General features: G+C 44.6%; 22 protein-coding genes. 4 read left to right on the top strand and 18 right to left on the bottom strand.

All coding sequences use genetic code 11. The features are described 5' to 3' along the window. Window positions 1–183: 183 nt before the first annotated feature. On the bottom strand, window positions 184–1,245 hold the full coding sequence (gene psbD, locus PCC7418_RS03305) for a photosystem II D2 protein (photosystem q(a) protein) (protein ID WP_015224756.1): 1,062 nt from the start codon (window positions 1,243–1,245) through the stop codon (window positions 184–186). 253 nt (window positions 1,246–1,498) lie between these two features. Here psbD and PCC7418_RS03300 point away from each other — a divergent pair, with 253 nt between their 5' ends. The 4 genes from PCC7418_RS03300 to PCC7418_RS03285 are packed head-to-tail and all read left to right on the top strand — an operon-like array spanning window position 1,499 to window position 3,956. Next, a complete protein-coding gene (locus PCC7418_RS03300) occupies window positions 1,499–1,852 on the top strand; it encodes a YtxH domain-containing protein (protein WP_015224755.1) in 354 nt (117 codons plus the stop codon). After that, window positions 1,830–2,240 (top strand): Npun_F0494 family protein, encoded by a 411-nt coding sequence (locus PCC7418_RS03295; protein WP_015224754.1) that lies wholly within the window; start codon window positions 1,830–1,832, stop codon window positions 2,238–2,240. The genes PCC7418_RS03300 and PCC7418_RS03295 overlap by 23 nt, the downstream gene beginning before the upstream one ends. 5 nt (window positions 2,241–2,245) lie before the next feature. Beyond that, window positions 2,246–3,718 carry a cobyric acid synthase CobQ gene (gene cobQ, locus PCC7418_RS03290; RefSeq protein ID WP_015224753.1) on the top strand — a complete coding sequence of 491 codons (1,473 nt, stop codon included), beginning with the start codon at window positions 2,246–2,248 and terminating at the stop codon, window positions 3,716–3,718. 1 nt (window position 3,719) lies between these two features. Beyond that, window positions 3,720–3,956 carry a 2Fe-2S iron-sulfur cluster-binding protein gene (locus PCC7418_RS03285; RefSeq protein ID WP_015224752.1) on the top strand — a complete coding sequence of 79 codons (237 nt, stop codon included), beginning with the start codon at window positions 3,720–3,722 and terminating at the stop codon, window positions 3,954–3,956. A gap of 111 nt (window positions 3,957–4,067) precedes the next feature. Here PCC7418_RS03285 and PCC7418_RS03280 read toward each other — a convergent pair whose 3' ends face one another. The 17 genes from PCC7418_RS03280 to ltrA all read right to left on the bottom strand — a co-directional run bounded on the left by PCC7418_RS03280 (window position 4,068) and on the right by ltrA (window position 17,339). Next, window positions 4,068–4,802 (bottom strand): heme oxygenase (biliverdin-producing), encoded by a 735-nt coding sequence (locus tag PCC7418_RS03280; protein WP_015224751.1) that lies wholly within the window; start codon window positions 4,800–4,802, stop codon window positions 4,068–4,070. A 174-nt stretch (window positions 4,803–4,976) separates the two neighbouring features. Beyond that, the gene (locus tag PCC7418_RS03275) at window positions 4,977–5,291 is read right to left on the bottom strand and encodes a TMEM14 family protein (RefSeq protein WP_015224750.1); all 315 of its coding nucleotides are present in this window, start codon (window positions 5,289–5,291) and stop codon (window positions 4,977–4,979) included. Between the two features lie 2 nt (window positions 5,292–5,293). Further along, window positions 5,294–6,031: a DNA repair protein RadC gene (gene radC, locus PCC7418_RS03270; protein ID WP_015224749.1), complete on the bottom strand. Its 738-nt coding sequence runs from the start codon at window positions 6,029–6,031 to the stop codon at window positions 5,294–5,296. 115 nt (window positions 6,032–6,146) lie between these two features. Next, on the bottom strand, window positions 6,147–6,698 hold the full coding sequence (locus tag PCC7418_RS03265) for a glutathione S-transferase family protein (RefSeq protein ID WP_015224748.1): 552 nt from the start codon (window positions 6,696–6,698) through the stop codon (window positions 6,147–6,149). Window positions 6,699–6,781: 83 nt separating this feature from the next. Then, entirely contained in the window at window positions 6,782–7,414 is a 633-nt protein-coding gene (gene cobO, locus PCC7418_RS03260; RefSeq protein WP_015224747.1) for a cob(I)yrinic acid a,c-diamide adenosyltransferase, read from the bottom strand. A 28-nt stretch (window positions 7,415–7,442) separates the two neighbouring features. Continuing rightward, window positions 7,443–8,225 (bottom strand): DUF4230 domain-containing protein, encoded by a 783-nt coding sequence (locus PCC7418_RS03255; protein WP_015224746.1) that lies wholly within the window; start codon window positions 8,223–8,225, stop codon window positions 7,443–7,445. A 6-nt stretch (window positions 8,226–8,231) separates the two neighbouring features. Continuing rightward, window positions 8,232–9,293, bottom strand: coding sequence for an NADP(H)-dependent aldo-keto reductase (locus PCC7418_RS03250; RefSeq protein WP_235620735.1), 1,062 nt, complete (start codon window positions 9,291–9,293; stop codon window positions 8,232–8,234). A gap of 34 nt (window positions 9,294–9,327) precedes the next feature. Further along, window positions 9,328–9,684 carry a TMEM165/GDT1 family protein gene (locus tag PCC7418_RS03245; protein ID WP_015224744.1) on the bottom strand — a complete coding sequence of 119 codons (357 nt, stop codon included), beginning with the start codon at window positions 9,682–9,684 and terminating at the stop codon, window positions 9,328–9,330. Window positions 9,685–9,711: 27 nt separating this feature from the next. Continuing rightward, entirely contained in the window at window positions 9,712–10,068 is a 357-nt protein-coding gene (locus PCC7418_RS03240) for a YkgJ family cysteine cluster protein (protein ID WP_015224743.1), read from the bottom strand. Window positions 10,069–10,103: 35 nt separating this feature from the next. After that, entirely contained in the window at window positions 10,104–11,024 is a 921-nt protein-coding gene (locus tag PCC7418_RS03235) for a transposase (protein WP_235620734.1), read from the bottom strand. Between the two features lie 161 nt (window positions 11,025–11,185). Next, window positions 11,186–11,326, bottom strand: coding sequence for a hypothetical protein (locus PCC7418_RS20825; RefSeq protein ID WP_235620733.1), 141 nt, complete (start codon window positions 11,324–11,326; stop codon window positions 11,186–11,188). 124 nt (window positions 11,327–11,450) lie between these two features. Then, window positions 11,451–12,863 (bottom strand): hypothetical protein, encoded by a 1,413-nt coding sequence (locus tag PCC7418_RS03230; RefSeq protein WP_015224742.1) that lies wholly within the window; start codon window positions 12,861–12,863, stop codon window positions 11,451–11,453. Continuing rightward, a complete protein-coding gene (locus tag PCC7418_RS03225) occupies window positions 12,850–13,734 on the bottom strand; it encodes a tRNA (5-methylaminomethyl-2-thiouridine)(34)-methyltransferase MnmD (protein ID WP_015224741.1) in 885 nt (294 codons plus the stop codon). Before PCC7418_RS03225 ends, PCC7418_RS03230 begins: the two co-directional genes overlap by 14 nt. Then, complete coding sequence (locus tag PCC7418_RS21290) at window positions 13,731–13,826, bottom strand: helix-turn-helix domain-containing protein (RefSeq protein ID WP_396275482.1); 96 nt, start codon at window positions 13,824–13,826, stop codon at window positions 13,731–13,733. Before PCC7418_RS21290 ends, PCC7418_RS03225 begins: the two co-directional genes overlap by 4 nt. Continuing rightward, entirely contained in the window at window positions 13,813–14,073 is a 261-nt protein-coding gene (locus PCC7418_RS21285) for a recombinase family protein (RefSeq protein WP_396275434.1), read from the bottom strand. Before PCC7418_RS21285 ends, PCC7418_RS21290 begins: the two co-directional genes overlap by 14 nt. A 400-nt stretch (window positions 14,074–14,473) precedes the next feature. After that, window positions 14,474–15,574, bottom strand: a complete 1,101-nt coding sequence (locus tag PCC7418_RS03215) for an RRXRR domain-containing protein (RefSeq protein WP_015224740.1) — start codon at window positions 15,572–15,574, stop codon at window positions 14,474–14,476. After that, a complete protein-coding gene (gene ltrA, locus PCC7418_RS03210; protein WP_015224739.1) occupies window positions 15,546–17,339 on the bottom strand; it encodes a group II intron reverse transcriptase/maturase in 1,794 nt (597 codons plus the stop codon). Before ltrA ends, PCC7418_RS03215 begins: the two co-directional genes overlap by 29 nt. Window positions 17,340–17,842: the final 503 nt, after the last annotated feature.

Below are 17,842 nucleotides of genomic sequence, written 5' to 3'. Positions count from 1 at the left end.
TTTGCTGGTAATTGTTTTCTGTATATGTAGCTGTCTTGGAAAACTGATGTCATTCCAAATAACTAATAACCAAGAACAAATAACATCCACCGACTGGTTTTGTCTCTCAACCGACTAAAATCAAAAAATACCATAAAAAAAGCCCCCCAACTGGGAGGCTCAACGCATCATTGGTTTAGAATTTTAGAGAGCGTTACCGCGAGGTAAGACTTCTTCAGGGAATTCAAACTGTTCGTGGGGTTGGTCATCCGGGGCCATCCAGGCGCGGAGACCTTCGTTTAATAAGATGTTTTTCGTATAGAAGGTTTCAAACTCAGGATCTTCTGCTGCGCGAATCTCTTGAGACACAAAGTCATACGCACGCAGGTTGAGACCTAAGCCCACAACTCCAACTGCGGACATCCACAGTCCTGTTACTGGAACAAACAGCATGAAGAAGTGTAACCAGCGTTTGTTAGAGAACGCAATCCCGAAGATCTGACTCCAGAACCGGTTTGCGGTCACCATGGAGTAGGTTTCTTCCGCCTGAGTGGGTTCAAAGGCGCGGAAGGTGTTGTTGCTGTCGCCCCCTTCATCAAACAGGGTGTTTTCGACGGTTGCGCCATGAATCGCACAGAGTAATGCACCGCCTAAGATTCCAGCAACCCCCATCATGTGGAAGGGATTGAGAGTCCAGTTGTGGAATCCTTGGAAGAACAGAATGAAGCGGAAGATTCCTGCGACACCAAAACTGGGCGCAAAGAACCAGCTTGACTGTCCTAAAGGATACATTAAGAAGACGCTGACAAATACAGCAATCGGACCGGAGAACGCGATCGCGTTGTAAGGACGTACACCGACCAAACGGGCAATTTCAAACTGACGCAGCATGAAGCCAATCAGTCCAAATGCACCGTGGAGGGCGACGAAACTCCAGAGTCCGCCGATTTGACACCAGCGTACAAAGTCCCAGTTCGCTTCTGGTCCCCATAAGAAGAGCAGGGAGTGTCCGAAAGCGTCTGCGGGGGTGGAAACGGCAACGGTTAAGAAGTTGCAGCCTTCCAGATAAGAGCTTGCTAAACCGTGAGTGTACCAGGAGGTGACAAAGGTGGTTCCGGTGAGCCATCCCCCGATTGCCATGTAAGCGCAGGGGAACAGCAGTAAACCAGACCAGCCGATAAAGACAAATCTGTCGCGCTTGAGCCAGTCATCGACGAGGTCGAAGACTCCTCTTTGTTGTTGGGCGCGTCCTACTGCAATGGTCATATTTAATACTCCAATTGGCTATGGATATTGGTTTGCTATTTATGATTACTAGCTTGCTCGTAAGCAAACTTTGAGCATAAGTGTCAGAAAAGTTTACTTTTCTTTACTAAAACCATCATAATCTAACATTTCTTAATTTTCCACCCTTCCTTAAAGAATTTTTAAGTTTTGTTAAGTTGATGCGCGATCGCGCCCAGTCAGGGAATAAAAATGTCAGACTGTTGGCTAGAGGCAACTTTGGGAGCTTGCAGTTATGTCCAAACGTGGAATTAGTGCATTTATCGGCGGAATCGCTCTCGGGAGTGCGGTGGGAGCCGTGGTGGGGCTTTTAGTTGCGCCTCGTTCGGGACGAGAAACCAGACAGACCTTAAAAAAATCAGCCGAAGCCCTCCCAGAAATGGCAGAAGATGTGTCCAGCAGTGTACAGTGGCAAGCCAATCGTTTCTCAGAAAGTACGTTACAGAACTGGGATGGAACATTAACTCGTCTCAAAAGCGCGATCGCCGCAGGAGTGGAAGCCAGTAGAATGGAAACAGCATCAGAAGCACAAGCCAAATCCTCCTCTGAAAACAATCGAGTGCAGAATGACCACAACACCCCAGCCTAAACTATCCCTGATTGAGTATCCGCAACGAACCATTCAACGCGCCCAACGGGCCCTCAAGTGTGCTCCTTTTCGTTTAAAGCTGTTTCAAGCTCTGCGCGATCGCAGCGTTCCCCTAGGACAAATTGCCAATCAAGCGGGAATCGAAAATCAATATAGCACTGCTGTCCTCTCAGAATTAAAAGCAGAAAATGAACTCGCTTGGCTGATTCAAGTGGGCTTATTACGGCGTGAAGTCGATGGACAAGGAATTACCGATAGCTTTCGCCTCACCCCCTTAGGACGGCAAATTGTTGCAAAATGGGAACAAGAAGACGCTAAGATTCCTTCTCCTTCTTGGTTAGAAAAAATTCAAAACTTTCTAATTCGCTGGTTTCGTTCGCCGTTTTAAGTTTTATGACACAAGCCTTAATGGTTGTGGGTGCAACCTCTCACGCTGGAAAATCTCTACTTTGTGCTGCCATTTGTCGGATGTTGAGCCGTCGCGGTTGGCGAGTGAGTCCTTTTAAGGGGCAAAATATGGCTCTCAATGCTTATGTTACCGATGCAGGAGACGAAATCGGTTACGCACAAGCGGTACAAGCCTGGGCTGCGGGAGTTGAACCCACTGTTGAAATGAATCCCATTCTCCTGAAACCCCAAGGCGATATGACTTCGCAAGTGATCCTGAATGGGAAAGCGGTGGGACGAACTCAAGCCCAACAATATTATGAACAATACTTTGATCGCGGTTGGGAAGCGATTAAAACTGCATTAGGAAAACTTCAGCAAAAGTATGATTATATTGTCTGTGAAGGGGCGGGAAGTCCTGCTGAGATTAACCTCATGCACCGTGACTTAACCAATATGCGGGTTGCAGAGTATCTCAACGCGGATACTTTACTGGTTGTGGATATTGAACGGGGAGGCTCTTTCGCTCATATCATAGGCACATTAAAAATCTTAAAACACGCCAACGCGGGACACCATCTTGTGAAAGGGATTCTCATTAATAAATTTCGCGGACAAGAATCAATCTTACAGCCTGGTATTGACTGGGTAGAAAACTATACAGGGATTCCTGTGGTCGGGGTAATTCCCTACTTGCAACAAGTCTTTCCCGCCGAAGACTCCTTAGATTTATTAGAAAGACGGGGACGCAAACGCAACACCGATTTAACGATCGCGGTGATTCATCTCTCTAAGATTTCCAATTTTACTGACTTTGACCCTTTAGAAGCCGAAACCAGTGTTAATATGCGCTATGTTCGCCCACAAGATACACTGGGAAATCCTGATGCCGTAATCCTCCCCGGTTCTAAAACCACGATTGCTGACTTACAAGCCTTACAAACGACGGGAATGGCATCGGCGCTACAAGCCTACGCGAAAAACGGAGGAGTTATTTTTGGAATCTGTGGTGGCTTTCAAATCTTGGGAGAAACCTTAAGTGACCCCGATGGCTTAGAAGGAGAAGCGGGAAACTATAACGGTTTAGGGTTATTCCCCCTTAAAACAACGATTACTTCTGAAAAAATGACTCGCCAGCGCACCGTTAAAAGTATTTTTCCAGAAAGTGAGAGTCCTATTACGGGATATGAGATTCATCAAGGACGAACTGCTTTCACAACCCAGTCAGAGACCTTAACGCCCTTATTTGAGGATGCAGAATTAGGCTATGTTAATTCTGATCAATCCGTTTGGGGATGTTATTTACATGGACTGTTTGAAAATGGGACATGGCGCAGACAATGGCTGAACCAGTTACGGCAGAAAAAAGGACTTTTTCCCCTTGAAACTAATGTTCCTCACCATCGCCAACAACGTGAAGAAGTTCTCGACGCAGTAACCGATATAATAGAAAACCATTTGGATTTAACCCCTTATTAAAATGAGTGTACAGGTTCATTTTCTTCCCGATGATGTGATGATTGAAGCCGAACCCGGTGAACCCGTGTTAGAGGTTGCGGAACGGGCGGGTCTTTTTATTCCCACTGGCTGCATGATGGGGTCTTGTCATGCTTGCGAAGTGGAATTAGAAGATGGCACCCCCTTTTGTGCTTGTATTAGTGCCATTCCCGAAGAGGAAAAATTTGTGATTAACCTCATTGATGATCCCATCTGGTAAAACCCGATTCCAGTTTTGATCAAGCAAACAACCAGTCCGTAAGATAACGCTTGTCACCCTACCAACTGGGTTGTCTTTAAATTCGGAATTCACGCAACCAGAGAAACCAACTTAGTTTGTCGATTCGGCTGTTGCAAATTCTTTGTTTTTATTTTTGCGCGATCGATTGCGACGAGTGAGGGTATTAAAGACCATAATTCCAATCCCTTTAATCAGATTCCCTTCTAACTCTTTAAACATCTTCATGTTTAAGCCAAACGCATCATTCGCTTCATCCACAATGCGATCTGCTGTCGTTTGATCAATGGGTAACTCGTTAAGGGCTTGACGATAGGTGTTTTTGAACGCTTTCTCATCAGAAATCGCATCAAACTCATAGAAAGACGTTCCTGCGCCTTCTTCTAAGTTCATCGCCCGTTGTGCAATGCCTTTGAGAATTTGTCCCCCAGATAAGTCACCTAAGTAGCGAGTGTAGGAGTGCGCCACTAGTAATTCTGGGGATTCAGCAGAGACTTCCCGAATACGCTGAATATAGGCTTCACCTGCAGGAGAAGGAGAAACGGTATCTCGCCAGTTACTGCCGAAGTAATATTGTAAATCTTCCTCTAAACTTGCTTTGCGATTCAATTCAGGAAAGTAAATTTTAGAGACGATGGGATGTTCGGTATGTTTTGCCATCTCTTCTTCCATCGCAGAATAGACAAAATAAAGATTCGCGACGAGATTACGATAGGAGTTTTTTTCCACAACTCCTTTCAGGAAACACTTGACAAAGCCGACATTTTCTGCCATCGTGTGGGACTTTTTCGTCCCTTCTTTCAACATTGTGGCTAGTTCTACGCTCATATTAAAGTTGCTTTGCTTTTGTAAACGACAAGATCAGTTTTAGAGTTAACGTCTTAAAAAAGGGCTTAATTAGATTAGCGTAAACTAAACTGAAGATAATTTTCGTTAAGAATGGTTAAGAAATAGCGTAATAATCAGGGTTAAAACTCTTCATAGCGGGAATGAGAGGAATTTTTAACCAACTACCCGAGGAAGGGTTAAGACTAAGACAATGACCCCCCCAATTATCATTAAGCCCGCAGGCATAAATTTTTGAGTTTTTACGAGACGGATCAGAAAGACAAGGATCAAGATCGCGGTGATGATGGTAGCAAGAATTAAGCCCCAACTTTGTCCTAAGAAACTTGCTATTCCCCCAATTAATAAGAGAACACCACTAATGCCTCCAGACACTAAAGACACCTTACTGTGAGCCGTTTTATAGCCCATTATGCCTCCAACAATTGAAAGAAGACCATAAAGAATAACTGCAATTTTTGCGATTAACATTTTTAATCTCCTTGCGGAAACTGATCCCAAATTTTTGTAATTTGTCTTAAACTTTGATAGTTACCATCCCCTAAGATTAAATGATCCACAATGGGCAAACTTAACAGTTGTCCAGCTTGTAATAATTGTTCGGTTAAGGTGATATCTTCGGGGCTGGGTTCAACATTTCCCGTGGGATGATTATGAGCAATTATTGCCCGGGTTGCCCCCTGTCGGATAATCTCGCGGAAAATATCTCGGGGGTGGGCTAAGGTTTCGGTTGCGGTGCCAATGGTGATCACTTTTAAGCCCAAAAGTTGATTTTTAACATCTAATAATAAAACGGCAAATCGTTCTTGAGTTTGCCACATTAAATCTTGACTGAGTGCAGCAGCAGCAGCGCCAGGACTATCAATAATTGTGCGTTCATTGGGACGAACTTGATGCGCCCGTTTTCCGAGTTCCACCGCAGCAGAAATGGTGGTTGCTTTTGCTGGTCCCACCCCTGGAATTTGCATTAATTCTTGAGGACTAATTTCTCTTAAAACGGCAAGGGGTTCTCGTTTATCAGAACCTAATTGTTGGAGAATATACTGCCCTAAACCAACTGCTGATAGTTTACCAGCCCCTTGTCCTGTTCCTAATAAAATTGCAATTAATTCCGCCGTTGCTAAGTTTTTTGCCCCCATTTGTAGGAGTCTTTCTCGGGGTCTTTCTGTGGTGGGTAAATCAGCAATTCTTAAGGAGTAGTCATTGGTCATTGGTCATTGGTCATTGGTCATTAGTCATTGGTCATTAGTCATTAGTCATTGGTCATTGGTCATTAGTCATATGTTATTTGTTCGTTGTTATTTGGTCACTCTCCAGAAACTTGATTTAGAAGCCCATTCCTGTTTTAAATGCAGGACGTTGGGAGAGATTTTCCACATATTTAGCAATAGCAGGATAGTCGGAAAAATCCAGTTGTAACATTCTGGGCATATAAGCTAAATAAGCCCCGACAGCAACATCAGCAGCACTAAATTGATCATCAACTAAGTAGTCGTGTTGGGTTAAATGATCGTTTAAGGGGGGAAAGAGTTTTGGCATTTCATTATCGCGGTTACTCTCGATAAAAATACCAATGCTAAGGGTTGAATTCGCAAATAAAATCCATTGATTCAGAATTGCCCGTTTTTGTGGAGTTAGTGGTTCGGGTTCGTAGTGATCGGCTAAATATAAAAGAATTGCTCCCGACTCCCATAAAGAAAAGCCATTATCTTCAATCGCGGGAACTTTTCCCATGGGGTTAATAGCAAGAAATGGTGGTTTGCGATGTTCCCCATTTGCCATATCCAGTTCAACAAATTCGTAGGGAACTTTCAGTTCTTCTAAATACCATCGCGCGATCGCGGCGCGACTTCTGGTTGCACCATATAGTTTAAGCATTGTTATTTATTATTCGTTATTTCGTCACTGGTCACTGGTCACTGATAACTGGTCACTGATAACTGGTCACTGGTCACTTGACTTTAAAATTCAATTCCAGGTTGGGCTTTGACCCCTTGTTCGCGGAAGGGATGTTTAATCAGTTTCATTTCGGTCACTAAGTCTGCTGCTTCAATTAATTCTGTGGGCGCACCACGACCCGTTAAAATGACGTGAGAGTCTTCTGGTTTTCCCGCTAAGCCTGCAACGACTGTCGCGACATCGAGATAGCCGAGTTTCAAAGCAACATTAATTTCATCGAGTAAAACTAAACGATAGTTCGAGTCATGGATATAGGTTAAACTTTTTTCCCATGCAGCTTGGGCTTTTTCCGTATCGCGATCGCGGTCTTGTGTTTCCCAAGTAAAGCCTTCTCCCATGGCGTGAAACACCAGTTGATCTGACCACTGTTCAAAGACTCTTTTTTCCGCAGGTTCCCACGCCCCTTTAATAAATTGGACGATCGCGACCTTAAAGCCATGACCCAGAGACCGCACGACCATCCCTAATGCTGCACTGGTTTTCCCTTTTCCAGGTCCTGTATTAACGACAATTAAGCCTTTTTCATTAGTTCGCGCTTTTAATCGTTCTTCTTGCACTTCTTTCCGCCGTTGCATTTTTTGTTTATAGGCTTCAGCAGAAAGTTGGGTTTCACTGACTGTTTCCGAGTTTGTCATAGTTACTTGTTGTCCATCTAATGTAAAGCTATTTTACCGCGCACTGGTGATTCGCAGAAACCTCAGAAACGACCTTGACATTGCTGTAGCCACTGGCGGTTAAGAGTTCTTTAATTGTCAGTTGTGCGCGATCGCGCGCTTGGTCTAAAATTCCTTGCTGACACGCAGCACTCAACACTTTATCGAGGGTCTTTTGTTGCGCTAAAGTTTGCAGTTGTGGGGCGACATCTGGACCTAAATTCAAAAAACCGCGATCATAGTCATACACCTGAGAGTGATTGACATTTAAGTTATGGTCTAAAATTTCAGCACTGGGAATATTAACGACCACACTGTCGGTTTCTTCATTAACCACAATATCTTCTGCGGTAATGGCGCTTAAATCAACTCCTGCGCGGACTTCCCCTTGAGCGATATAAAGTAACCGAGTTGTCCCGAGGGTGACATTCCCCAACTTGCGGTCTTGTTGGGTCGGAACAATTGCTTCCATGGTAAACACTGCTGTTGTTAAATCACTCACTCCTTGAATTTGATTCACTACCAGCGTGGGCATGGCAACTTCTGGCTGAGGAGGGGGCGCGTTAAACAGGCTTTCGACTAAACTAAAAAAGCCTGTTCCTGCCCGCCAAATTCCAATTAAAATCAGCAAAGTGACTAAGGTGATACCCCCAGTGGTCATGAGTAAAAAGGCTTTCAGAAAGGAGAAGGAAGGGCGAGTGGGAATAGAAGCAGGGGAGGTTGTCGGGGGTAAGGGTTGTTCACTGCTATAACCGCTATTTTCTAGGGTCGAGGTTTCTGAGGTTTGTACCATGGGAGTTTAAGGACAAGGATTCGGTTGTTGTTGATGGACAGCTTCAATATCTTTTAAAGCCTCTTCCGACAATTTTAAGTGAATTGCCCCGATGTTCGTTTTCAACTGTTCCATACTGGTTGCGCCGATAATATTGGACGTGAGAAACGGTTGTTGATTCACAAACGCGATCGCCATTTGCGCTGGGTCTAAGTTATGACGTTTTGCGACTTCTAAATAGGCTTTGGTCGCACTTTCCGCGCGAGGATTATCGTAGCGAGAAGAGCGGGAATCGAGACTGCGCCGACTTCCAGCAGGAATCTTCCCCCCTAAATATTTACCCGTTAATGTTCCCGCAGCAAGGGGAGAATAGGCGAGTAAGCCACAGTTTTCTCGCACTGCAATTTCGGATAAGCCCACTTCAAATTTGCGGTTTAATAAGTTGTAAGCATTTTGAATACTCACCATGCGAGGAAGACTATATTTTTCGGCGAGTCGGAGATAGGTCATCACTCCCCAAGGGCTTTCGTTGGATAAGCCGATCGCGCGTATTTTTCCAGCCTTGATCAAGTCTCCTAGTATGCTGAGGATTTCGTGCATTTTTTCTTCTTCATGGGGAGGAAGTTCGTCTGCTGCATAAGCAAATCCCAGCTTGCCAAAGCGATTGGTGGGACGATCGGGCCAGTGCAGTTGGTAGAGGTCAATACAATCGGTTTTGAGGCGTTTGAGGCTATTTTCGAGGGCTTCTGTAATATTTTTGCGGTCTAGCTGGTTATTTCCCCCACGAATCCAGTCCATTGTTGTTTTTCCTGCAACCTTACTGGCAAGAATCACGCGATCGCGCTGTTTACGACTTTGAAACCATTCCCCAATAATTTCTTCTGTGCGTCCATAAGTTTCTGCTTTCGGTGGCACTGCATACATTTCTGCGGTATCAAAGAAATTAATCCCTTGTTCTAGGGCATAATCCATCTGTGCAAAGCCTTCTTCTGGGGTGTTTTGTTCGCCCCAAGTCATCGTTCCTAAGCAGATCAGACTTACTTGTAGGTCAGTATTTCCCAGTTGACGATATTCCATAACCTGAATCATGAATTGCTTTATTTTTTAGACTATCACTGATCGCTTAAACCCCTTCAACCACATCTCCCAACAGTAAAACGGCAATGACCAGAAGCAGTCCTGCGACAATCACTTCCAATCGTTGAGGAGAAAGGCGTTTGGCTAACCATTGCCCCAAGAGAACGCCAATTAAACTAGTCATGATTAAAGCGAGAGCAGCCCCAAAGAAGACAACAAACGGCGATCGCGATTCAGCAGAGATTAAAAGCGTTGCTAGCTGCGTTTTATCTCCAATTTCTGCCAGAAAAATGGTGACAAAAGTGGAAAAGAACACCGCAGAAAACCCCTGTTGAAAGAGGCGAGTTTTTGGGGTTGAGGGCTGAGTCGAAACGCGATCGCGCTGTTTAGTCACTGCTTTCAATAAATCCTCTGAATCTTCTGCACCATTCTATCGCGGTTCTTCCACAGGATCTAAATAGCGAGTCATCTCCCCACTGTCTTCGCCATAAACACTCGCAATCTGTTCACAACAGCAGTCAATGGCAAATTCATTAAAGTCTTCTTCAGTGACCCCAAACATCCGTTCAAAGTTCTGGACACTGACTCGACAAAAGCTGGGGCGTTGTTCATAAATGCCACAGGTGCGGGTGTCTTTTTCATAATGAATACACCACCCATCTGCACCCACTAAACTGTAATATTGAGCCAGTTCCTCGGCGGTGAGATAACGATCGAGTTCCTCTCGCTCATCGGGGTTAAGATAACAGCAAGCACCGCAGTGCTTCATACAAGACCAATGTGCCACAATTATTCTTCCTGTTTGTGAGTTGTTTCGGTAAACTACGTCTCGCCGCTTACGCGCTCGCGAGACGCTTTCTGTAGCCCTGAGTTGTCAAATAAGCTAAGCTGAACATATTCCCTGTTCAGACTTAACCGACAAGACAATCCCGTGCCTCTAGGCTGGTTTACAACAGCCCCCAATGCTTCTATATTCTTTGCGCCGTTTAGGTCAGCGTCCATCTTATTTTTGCAGTGCTCACAGGAAAACCGCTTTCCTTTTCTCTCCCCAATATGGAGGCATTGGGAACAAGTCTTGGAGGTATAAGCTGGGTTAACAAAGACCAGCTTTACCCCTTTTAAGGCACACTTGTAAGAGATGAACTGTCTTAACTGGTAAAACGCCCAATTATTCCCAAGTCGCTTATCTTTCTTGCTTCTTGGGTTTTTATTGGTACGCTTTCTAATTCCAGTTAAATCTTCTAACGCAATGACTAAGTTGTTGGTTACAGCATTATCAACCAACAACCGACTAATATTATGGTTTACCCACTTCTGAAAGCGTTTCTCTCTACCTGACAACCGTTTCTGAAGTTGGCGACATCTTCGCCGAGAACTTCTTGTGCCTTTCACAGCTTTCCTTTGGAGAACTGCTCTCATTTGGTGGTAATGGTTTCGCTTATCCGTAATCTGTTTCCCAGACCAGGATTCCCCTTGTGATGTTGTTGCAATATCCGTTCTACCTAAATCCACCCCTAAAACCTGATCAGTTTCGGTCGGGTCGGGGGTGTCTCGGTCAATCTGAATATGGACGTAATAAGTCCCATCTTTTCGCTTAACCAAAGTCGCCGAAGTAGGCTTACTCCCTTTTAACAAATGTCGTTGGTAGTTTCCAATTAACAACTCTAAGCGAGGGCGACTATTTATGAGCTTGATCGAGACTGTCCAATCTTTCTCTCTAAAAACTGAAGATTCTTGCGTCATAACTCGCTGAAGTAGGGGAGAATGCTTTAACTGGCTTATTCTTTTGTTTAGCAGTTTTTCGGTTAGCGCAAACTCTCCGAATCGCCTGAATAGCTAAGTTGGCTGACAACCCAAACCGAGTTCGCACCTCTTGATAGACCAATGACTGCATTGCTGTCTTGTTAGTCATTTTTCGGAGGAGTGTTCTGATTTACCCAATCGCAAGCAGAACTAAAGGCAAGCAAAGTATCGTCAATCTCTTTGGCGACATCATTATTAACCTTTAGCTTACAAGCTACTGTTACGGTTTGGACTTCAGACATATTAGCTTTCAAAAGGTGAATGTTTTTGATCATAACAGATTTGGTAATTTTCGACCATCGAGGTCTCAAATTACCCGCTATCCCTCCCTACGCCGCTTACGCTGAGCGTAGGGACTCCCGCGACTTAGTTGAAGACCATTAACGGATCGCCAATGGTTGTAATTTTCCAAGGGGGAGTGTCCACATAGCGTGCGGAAACCAAAAAGGGAACTTGATATGACAAGCGAGCAATAATCGCGTGGGGGGGAACAAAGCCAGTGACATAAGGTTCATCAACACTCCCCACATAAGCATACACGCCATAATCTAACCAACGTCCCGCGATCGTATTGACATCATTGGGGGTTGTCGCAGAAAAACTGTGAATCAAATGGATTGCGGTTGGTGTCGCTAAAGAGGGAATGTCTTCTACGGAGGCGTGTCCATTTCCCACAGCAAAATCTGCTTTGCCCCCCCGAGAATTCATGAAAATTAAATCATAATTCCAAGGTTGGGTGGTCAGATTTTGCCACGTTTTTTGATTGGCTTGTTCAGGTTTGATTTCGGTTGTCATTAGACCCATTTTTTCTAAGCGTTGACTTCCTTGTTCAAAATGATAAGCCTCCCAGCGTTCTGTGTTGGGATAGCTGTCATAAAGCAAGGCACGATCAGCATCGAGGAAAATAGCACACATCGCTTGATAGACAGCCCGTTCCGCACTTCCATAAATCCATCCCGCGATCGCGTACCGTTGTCCGTCTTCATGTCTTCCCAAACCATCAGTCACCGCTAATAACTGCCGATTTTTAGGGCTGCGATACTTTACAGGAAGCTCCCGCACTAGAGTCATCGTATCAATGGTATCTCCAAGCTGTTGATAATCATATCCCGTACTGGCAATTAACCCTTGCACTTCCTGATTTAAAACCTGCCAACCCTTTGCGGAGAGAGTTTGATTCACCTTGCCAAAGTACCCTTCTAAAAAGCGTAAAGGCTGACCGCGATCGGCTGCCAACGCCACAGCAGCAACCGCAGCCGAATCATGCACAGAGGTTATTACCACTCCTGGGGGTTGCCATCCTAACTCCTGCCAAGTCTCTTGCAGTGTGCTTGCTTCACTCTCCCATGCAGCAGCCACGGCTTCTTCCATAAGCTGTTTTTTGTCTTGAAAAAAGGAGTCTTTCACGGAAGCAACTCGAATCACTTCTTCTGGTTGAAAACGCTTCAGAAACAGAGGCGTATAGTAATCATCTGCAATTAAGATCGGATAACGCTGCTCTAAACTCCAGTCTTGAATCGCTTGGAGAAACGTTACGGTATCAGGAACTACAACCACCCGACTGGCTGTGGGAATCTCTTGACGAAGGGTCGTCATTTTATGCCCAAGCTGTTGTTGCCATGTTTCCAGTTTAATCGCCTTAGGAATCGGAGGCGGAGAAGAGGGGGGATTAAAGGCTCGAAAGGGATTTTTGTTCAGCGAAAAGCCAACAACAAGAATAATAAATAGAATTGGTAAACGATAATAATTTATTTCCTTAAACTGCTTAAAACGACTCAACAACTTTCGATTCTTCGGTTCGTTTGCGCCAACGCTTACGCCATTGACTGGTCGTTTCTAGGTTACTATTCAGTTGTTCTTGTTGACGACGTTCTAAAATCGTCTCTGTTGAGTCCTCTAAATTGGGATCACGGTAAGGAATTGCAGCCCGAGTCTGTTGGTGTTCGCGATCGAGTTGTGATAAGGGAGATAAATCTTCACCATTCCAACTGGCTACAGTCGAACGCCGATTCATCCCCATTGTTGAAGTATAATGAAGACCCGCTAAACTGAGAGCCGTTCGCATCCCTGCTGCACAAGAATAGGTGGCTAGTCGTCCGTTGGTATCGAGACATTGAGCCACTAAAGCAAGAAATTCTACACTCCAGAGTTGGGGACAATGAGGCGGGGAAAAGGGATCAAGAAAGATGGCATCTGCTTGGAAGTCTTGTTGAATAACATCTTGAATGGTGTTTCGGGCATCTCCAATGAAGAGGTGAGCTTGACAATGAGAGTGATCCAGAAACTGGGCTTGGGCTAGGGTGCTCAGTAATTGGGGAATAGGAGATGACCATTGCTCTAAAAGGTGATGCTCAGTTGTTGCTTGGGGAACTCGCAAATCTGATTCTAAAGCAATGATTTCTAACTGACAATCGGGATTAATCCCCCAAACCGTTTCCATGGCTGCTGCGGTGTTATAGCCTAAGCCATAGCAAATATCCAGAATGCTCAGTTGAGAGTGGTGCTTTGCTTTTTCTGCTAACTGACAAGGAATAATAAATTTTTCTTGCGCTTCTTCTTTCGCTCCCCGCAAAGAATGAAAGGTTTCTTCAAACTCAGGAGAAAAAAAGGTATAAGAGCCATCAGCAGTCGGTTGGGGAGTAAAAGTCATGTTAGGGATCTAGGCTTCGTTCGGTTAAAGACAAACCGCGATACTCCAAACCAATGACGGACGATCCGTTTTTGCTCACTACTTAGGAATATCCTGATCTTGCTTGATCTTCTTAGCGTACTTTCGGAGTCCGTGCATTCGACAACTGAAGACGTGAATGATGGAGAGAAGATCGGCGGTAAGTTCTGATTCTGGACAGTGAACAGATTGTTCGAGAACCACGATTTTCCCACCGTTGGACTGAACCATATATTCGATGAGTTCAAATCCGAATCGGAGGAGTCGGTCTCGACAGGCAACAACAAGGATGAACTGATCTCCGCGCAGCAGTCTGTCCAATAAGGAGCGCAATCCTTTTCGCTTGAAGTTGATCCAGACCCGATGTCTTTAATAACTTCTGCTTCGGGGTAGAGGGAGAGGAGGTAGGCTTCTTGTCGCAATAAGTCGTCTTTTTGTTTGTGGGAGGAGACGCGACAGTAGCAAATAATGCGCCCTTCAGTTGCTCCTTTGATCTAGGAGTTGCAGTCGAATAACCTTTGCCCTGCCTCGTTTCTGATTGATTTGATTTTCCCTTGATCGCGCCTCTTTTCTAAGGGTGTTGGGGTGCAGTCAAGGGTGTTTCAACTGCTTTTCTAAGAGGAACATAAGACATAAGCTAATGTTAGCACATATTAGTAACTATTAGCAAATCCCCTACAGCAAATTAACCTCATCTGTTTCTTCGTGCTGGAGACTCCCGTTATAATCTTTGATTTAACGGGAGACGGGGCGTATAAACGTCTGGGGAAACCCCAGACGCTACTCCCCTCAGGAAAGCACGCCTCCCATTTGATGTATTTACGATTAAGTTTGTTGAGCGTTTTAACAGTTGAGTCTTTTTAGCAGAAAACTGTCCGACCCTTTTCCAACCAAAATCAGAAACTGAAATTTGAGTTTTTGTATCTCCTGAAACCCATCCTCGATATTTGATTCCTTTGCGTTCCACTTCAACATAATCCCCTTTACGGAAACCGTGTCTGGTGACTGTTCCTCCATACTTGCGTCTTATTCCACCTTTAGCAGGAATCATTAAGTGAAGCTGACGGCGACTAACTGGAGGTCGCTTAATTACTGAAAAAGGAGCATTAGTTATCTCGACACTTCCTTCAAACCAGCCCTGATCCCCCTTGAGAAACTTGTACTTTAAGAACTCGTGGGAAGCTAGAGCCACACCATCTACAGCATGAGTAGCAGGGGTTTGGTTGGATTTCTGTTTATCCTTTTCTAACCCAAGAAGTTCTCTTCTTTTTGAAGTTTCCCAACCGTATTTAGCGGTGACGGGAGCAATGTTCGGTAGCCACTGTTCTGTCATTACTTTCTGAGAAACCATAACAGGCGAGAACCCCTTATCCCCTTTCGCTTTAACAATTTCGTAGATGATAGAGGTAATCGGAAAAAGTTGGGATAATTCCTTGACTACTCGATATTCTAGTTGTCGGTTCGCCTTAATACTGGGAGGCAGTTTGTTACCTCGACGGTTGCTAAAGCGTTTCTGACGGTGAGAACGTTGGTCAAAGGGTAATTTACGATTAATTCGTCTTCCCCTTCTATTGCGACGCATCATCGCCCTGGTTTCCATTCGGTCTTTAACTCGTTGAAAAGGCAACTCTAGGTGAGCAGTGAACAAAGTCGTTTTAGATGACTGAACTCCAATTCCTGAGTAATTAAACTCAGCCTGAAGGTCACCCTCCAGACTGGTCTTCAAAACGCAGCATGAGACTTTCACCTCACTGCGCTCCTCTCTAACGCAACCCTTGTCATGGGTACTGCCACTACGAACCATCAGACGCAGATTTGACATGATGACAGTGCCGATGTAACAATTGGAGATTCTTGTAACTGTTCTTACCCCCTAATTTCTTGGGGATAATGTGATCGATTTCTTGAATATCTCCATCTTTGAAGTAAAGCCCACAATGGGAGCATTTCCCTTTTTGTTTTTTCATTAAAGTCGCTATGTTACTGGGGAATCCGACATATTTTCCCATTCTTTGCGACCAGTACCGCCAATCTCCATTATAGGGAGATACATCGCCTTTGACCTTGGTATGTCTAACAATTGGTGTCCAAGAGTGTTTAATCAAATGAAGATTCCCGCAAGTTAGGTCATTTGGTTGATTACTTGGCGTTGAAAATACCCATCGGTCATTATCTAGACTGTGCCAATATCGCTTGCTGACCCAATCCCAAGACTTGTTTGGATGACGGCGTTTAGCCCAGCGAATAAGGCGTTTTTGCACCATATCTTTGAGGTCACTGAATACCTCTTTACTACACACCGAAGCATAATAATTGCACCAACCCCTGATGATTGGGTTAAGAGTGCTTATTAAATCACTCTGTTTAGCTGAGTTTAAGGCGGTGATGGTATCTGCTATTTTCTGGTAATGTAACTTAACTTTTTCTTCGCTAGGCTTGACTATTGTTTTATATCCCGTACCAAGGCGACCACTATGATGTTTTCCCACGGGGAATTGTCTAATAGTGAAGCCTAAGAAGTCAAATCCTGCTTTTTCCTCATTGAGGTTTTTCAGGGTGTGACAGATACGGGTCTTGCTCGGTTTCAGTTCTAGACCTATACCACTTAGCCATTGAGCAATTATTTCCTTGCATTTCTCGATCACGGTAAGGTCTTCGTGCATGATTACGAAGTCGTCTGCATATCTTACGAAATTCAATCTACTTCTCTTATCACGCTTTCCTTTAGCTTTAATGAAGCTACACGATTCAGCGAATTGCTTAACCGTTTCCTCCATTCCGTGAAGGGCAATATTGGCTAAGAGAGGACTTATGACCCCACCTTGGGGAGTGCCTTCATCTGTTGGAAACCAATCACCTTTGTCGAGTACCCCCGACTTGAGCCATGCTCGAATTTGTCGAGCTACAGTCGGGGTGTTATTCAGTTTTCGCAGGAGTGCTACATGGTCGATACGGTCGAAACACTTGGCTATATCGGCATCTAAGACGTATTTAGCCTTTTTATTGATACCAGCCCAGATTGCCTCTACCGCATCATGGCACGAGCGTCCTGGTCTAAAGCCATAACTATTAGGTTCAAACTTCGCTTCCCATTCTGGCTCTAAAGCCAGTTTTAATAGGGCTTGCTTGGCTCTTTCCTTCATTGTCGGGATACCTAGGGGGCGTTTTTCGTCTCTTCCTGGCTTAGGAATCCAGATTCGACGGGTCGATTTACTCTTCCCATCTAAACCTAACTCTTCAACCAGTATCAAACGTTCTTTTGGGGTAATAGATTTAATTCCATCTATCCCCGCCGCGGGGCGTATAAACATCTGGGGAAACCCCAGATGACAGCCCCTTGTCTTTTTCCCTTTGTTATCTTGAGTAACCCTTCTCACAGCTAAGACCTTGGCAGACCAAGACTTATACAATAGTCTTTGTAATTTGTGGACTTTACTGATGTCACCACTTCTGGAAGCTCGATAGATTCGCTTTTGGAGCTTGAAAACATTCACTTCTACCTTTTTCCAATCGATTTCATTCCAGTCTTCGACGGATTGAGGTTTTGGTGGGGTTTTTGATTCATACCTATCCGATGGATGGTTCATAACATATCACTCTACTTAGAGACTCTATCTTTTACGTTAAAGTGATTCCGTCAGCTTATCCTGTCTATTACAACAGGCTTTTGCTTCTGAATCAATCTCTCCCTCGGATTTCCTAGCAGGTGCTAGAGTTTACGTCTTAGGCTGACTACTTGATGACCGACCTCATCAAGAGAAAACCCGAGGGTTAATTCGTTCCTGATATTGATTGTTTGTGACTTTAGCCCCTTACTTTTCACCGATTGATATTTGATGTGCATTTCATACAAGCATGAGTATGAAACCCGTCAATTTGGTCTTATTTCGACCCCTGCGTATCAGCCTTATTTCGCAAGTTCCCAGTAACGATGACTCAAACGTAAGTTCGTATTCCTAGACTTAGCCACTTGCTCGGGGGTCACCAACTTAGGCTTGTAGTGTTGCCCCCTTTCATCCCAGCTTCAACCTCAAGTAACCAACTCTATGGCTGTGGGAAGTGCTTTCAGCCCGCACACTGGGCGGAGGGA

The sequence above is a fragment of the Halothece sp. PCC 7418 genome (assembly GCF_000317635.1).
Taxonomy (GTDB): Bacteria; Cyanobacteriota; Cyanobacteriia; order Cyanobacteriales; family Rubidibacteraceae; genus Halothece.
The sequence above is the reverse complement of the archived record's forward strand: the minus strand, read 5'-3'. Positions and strand labels throughout refer to the sequence as shown.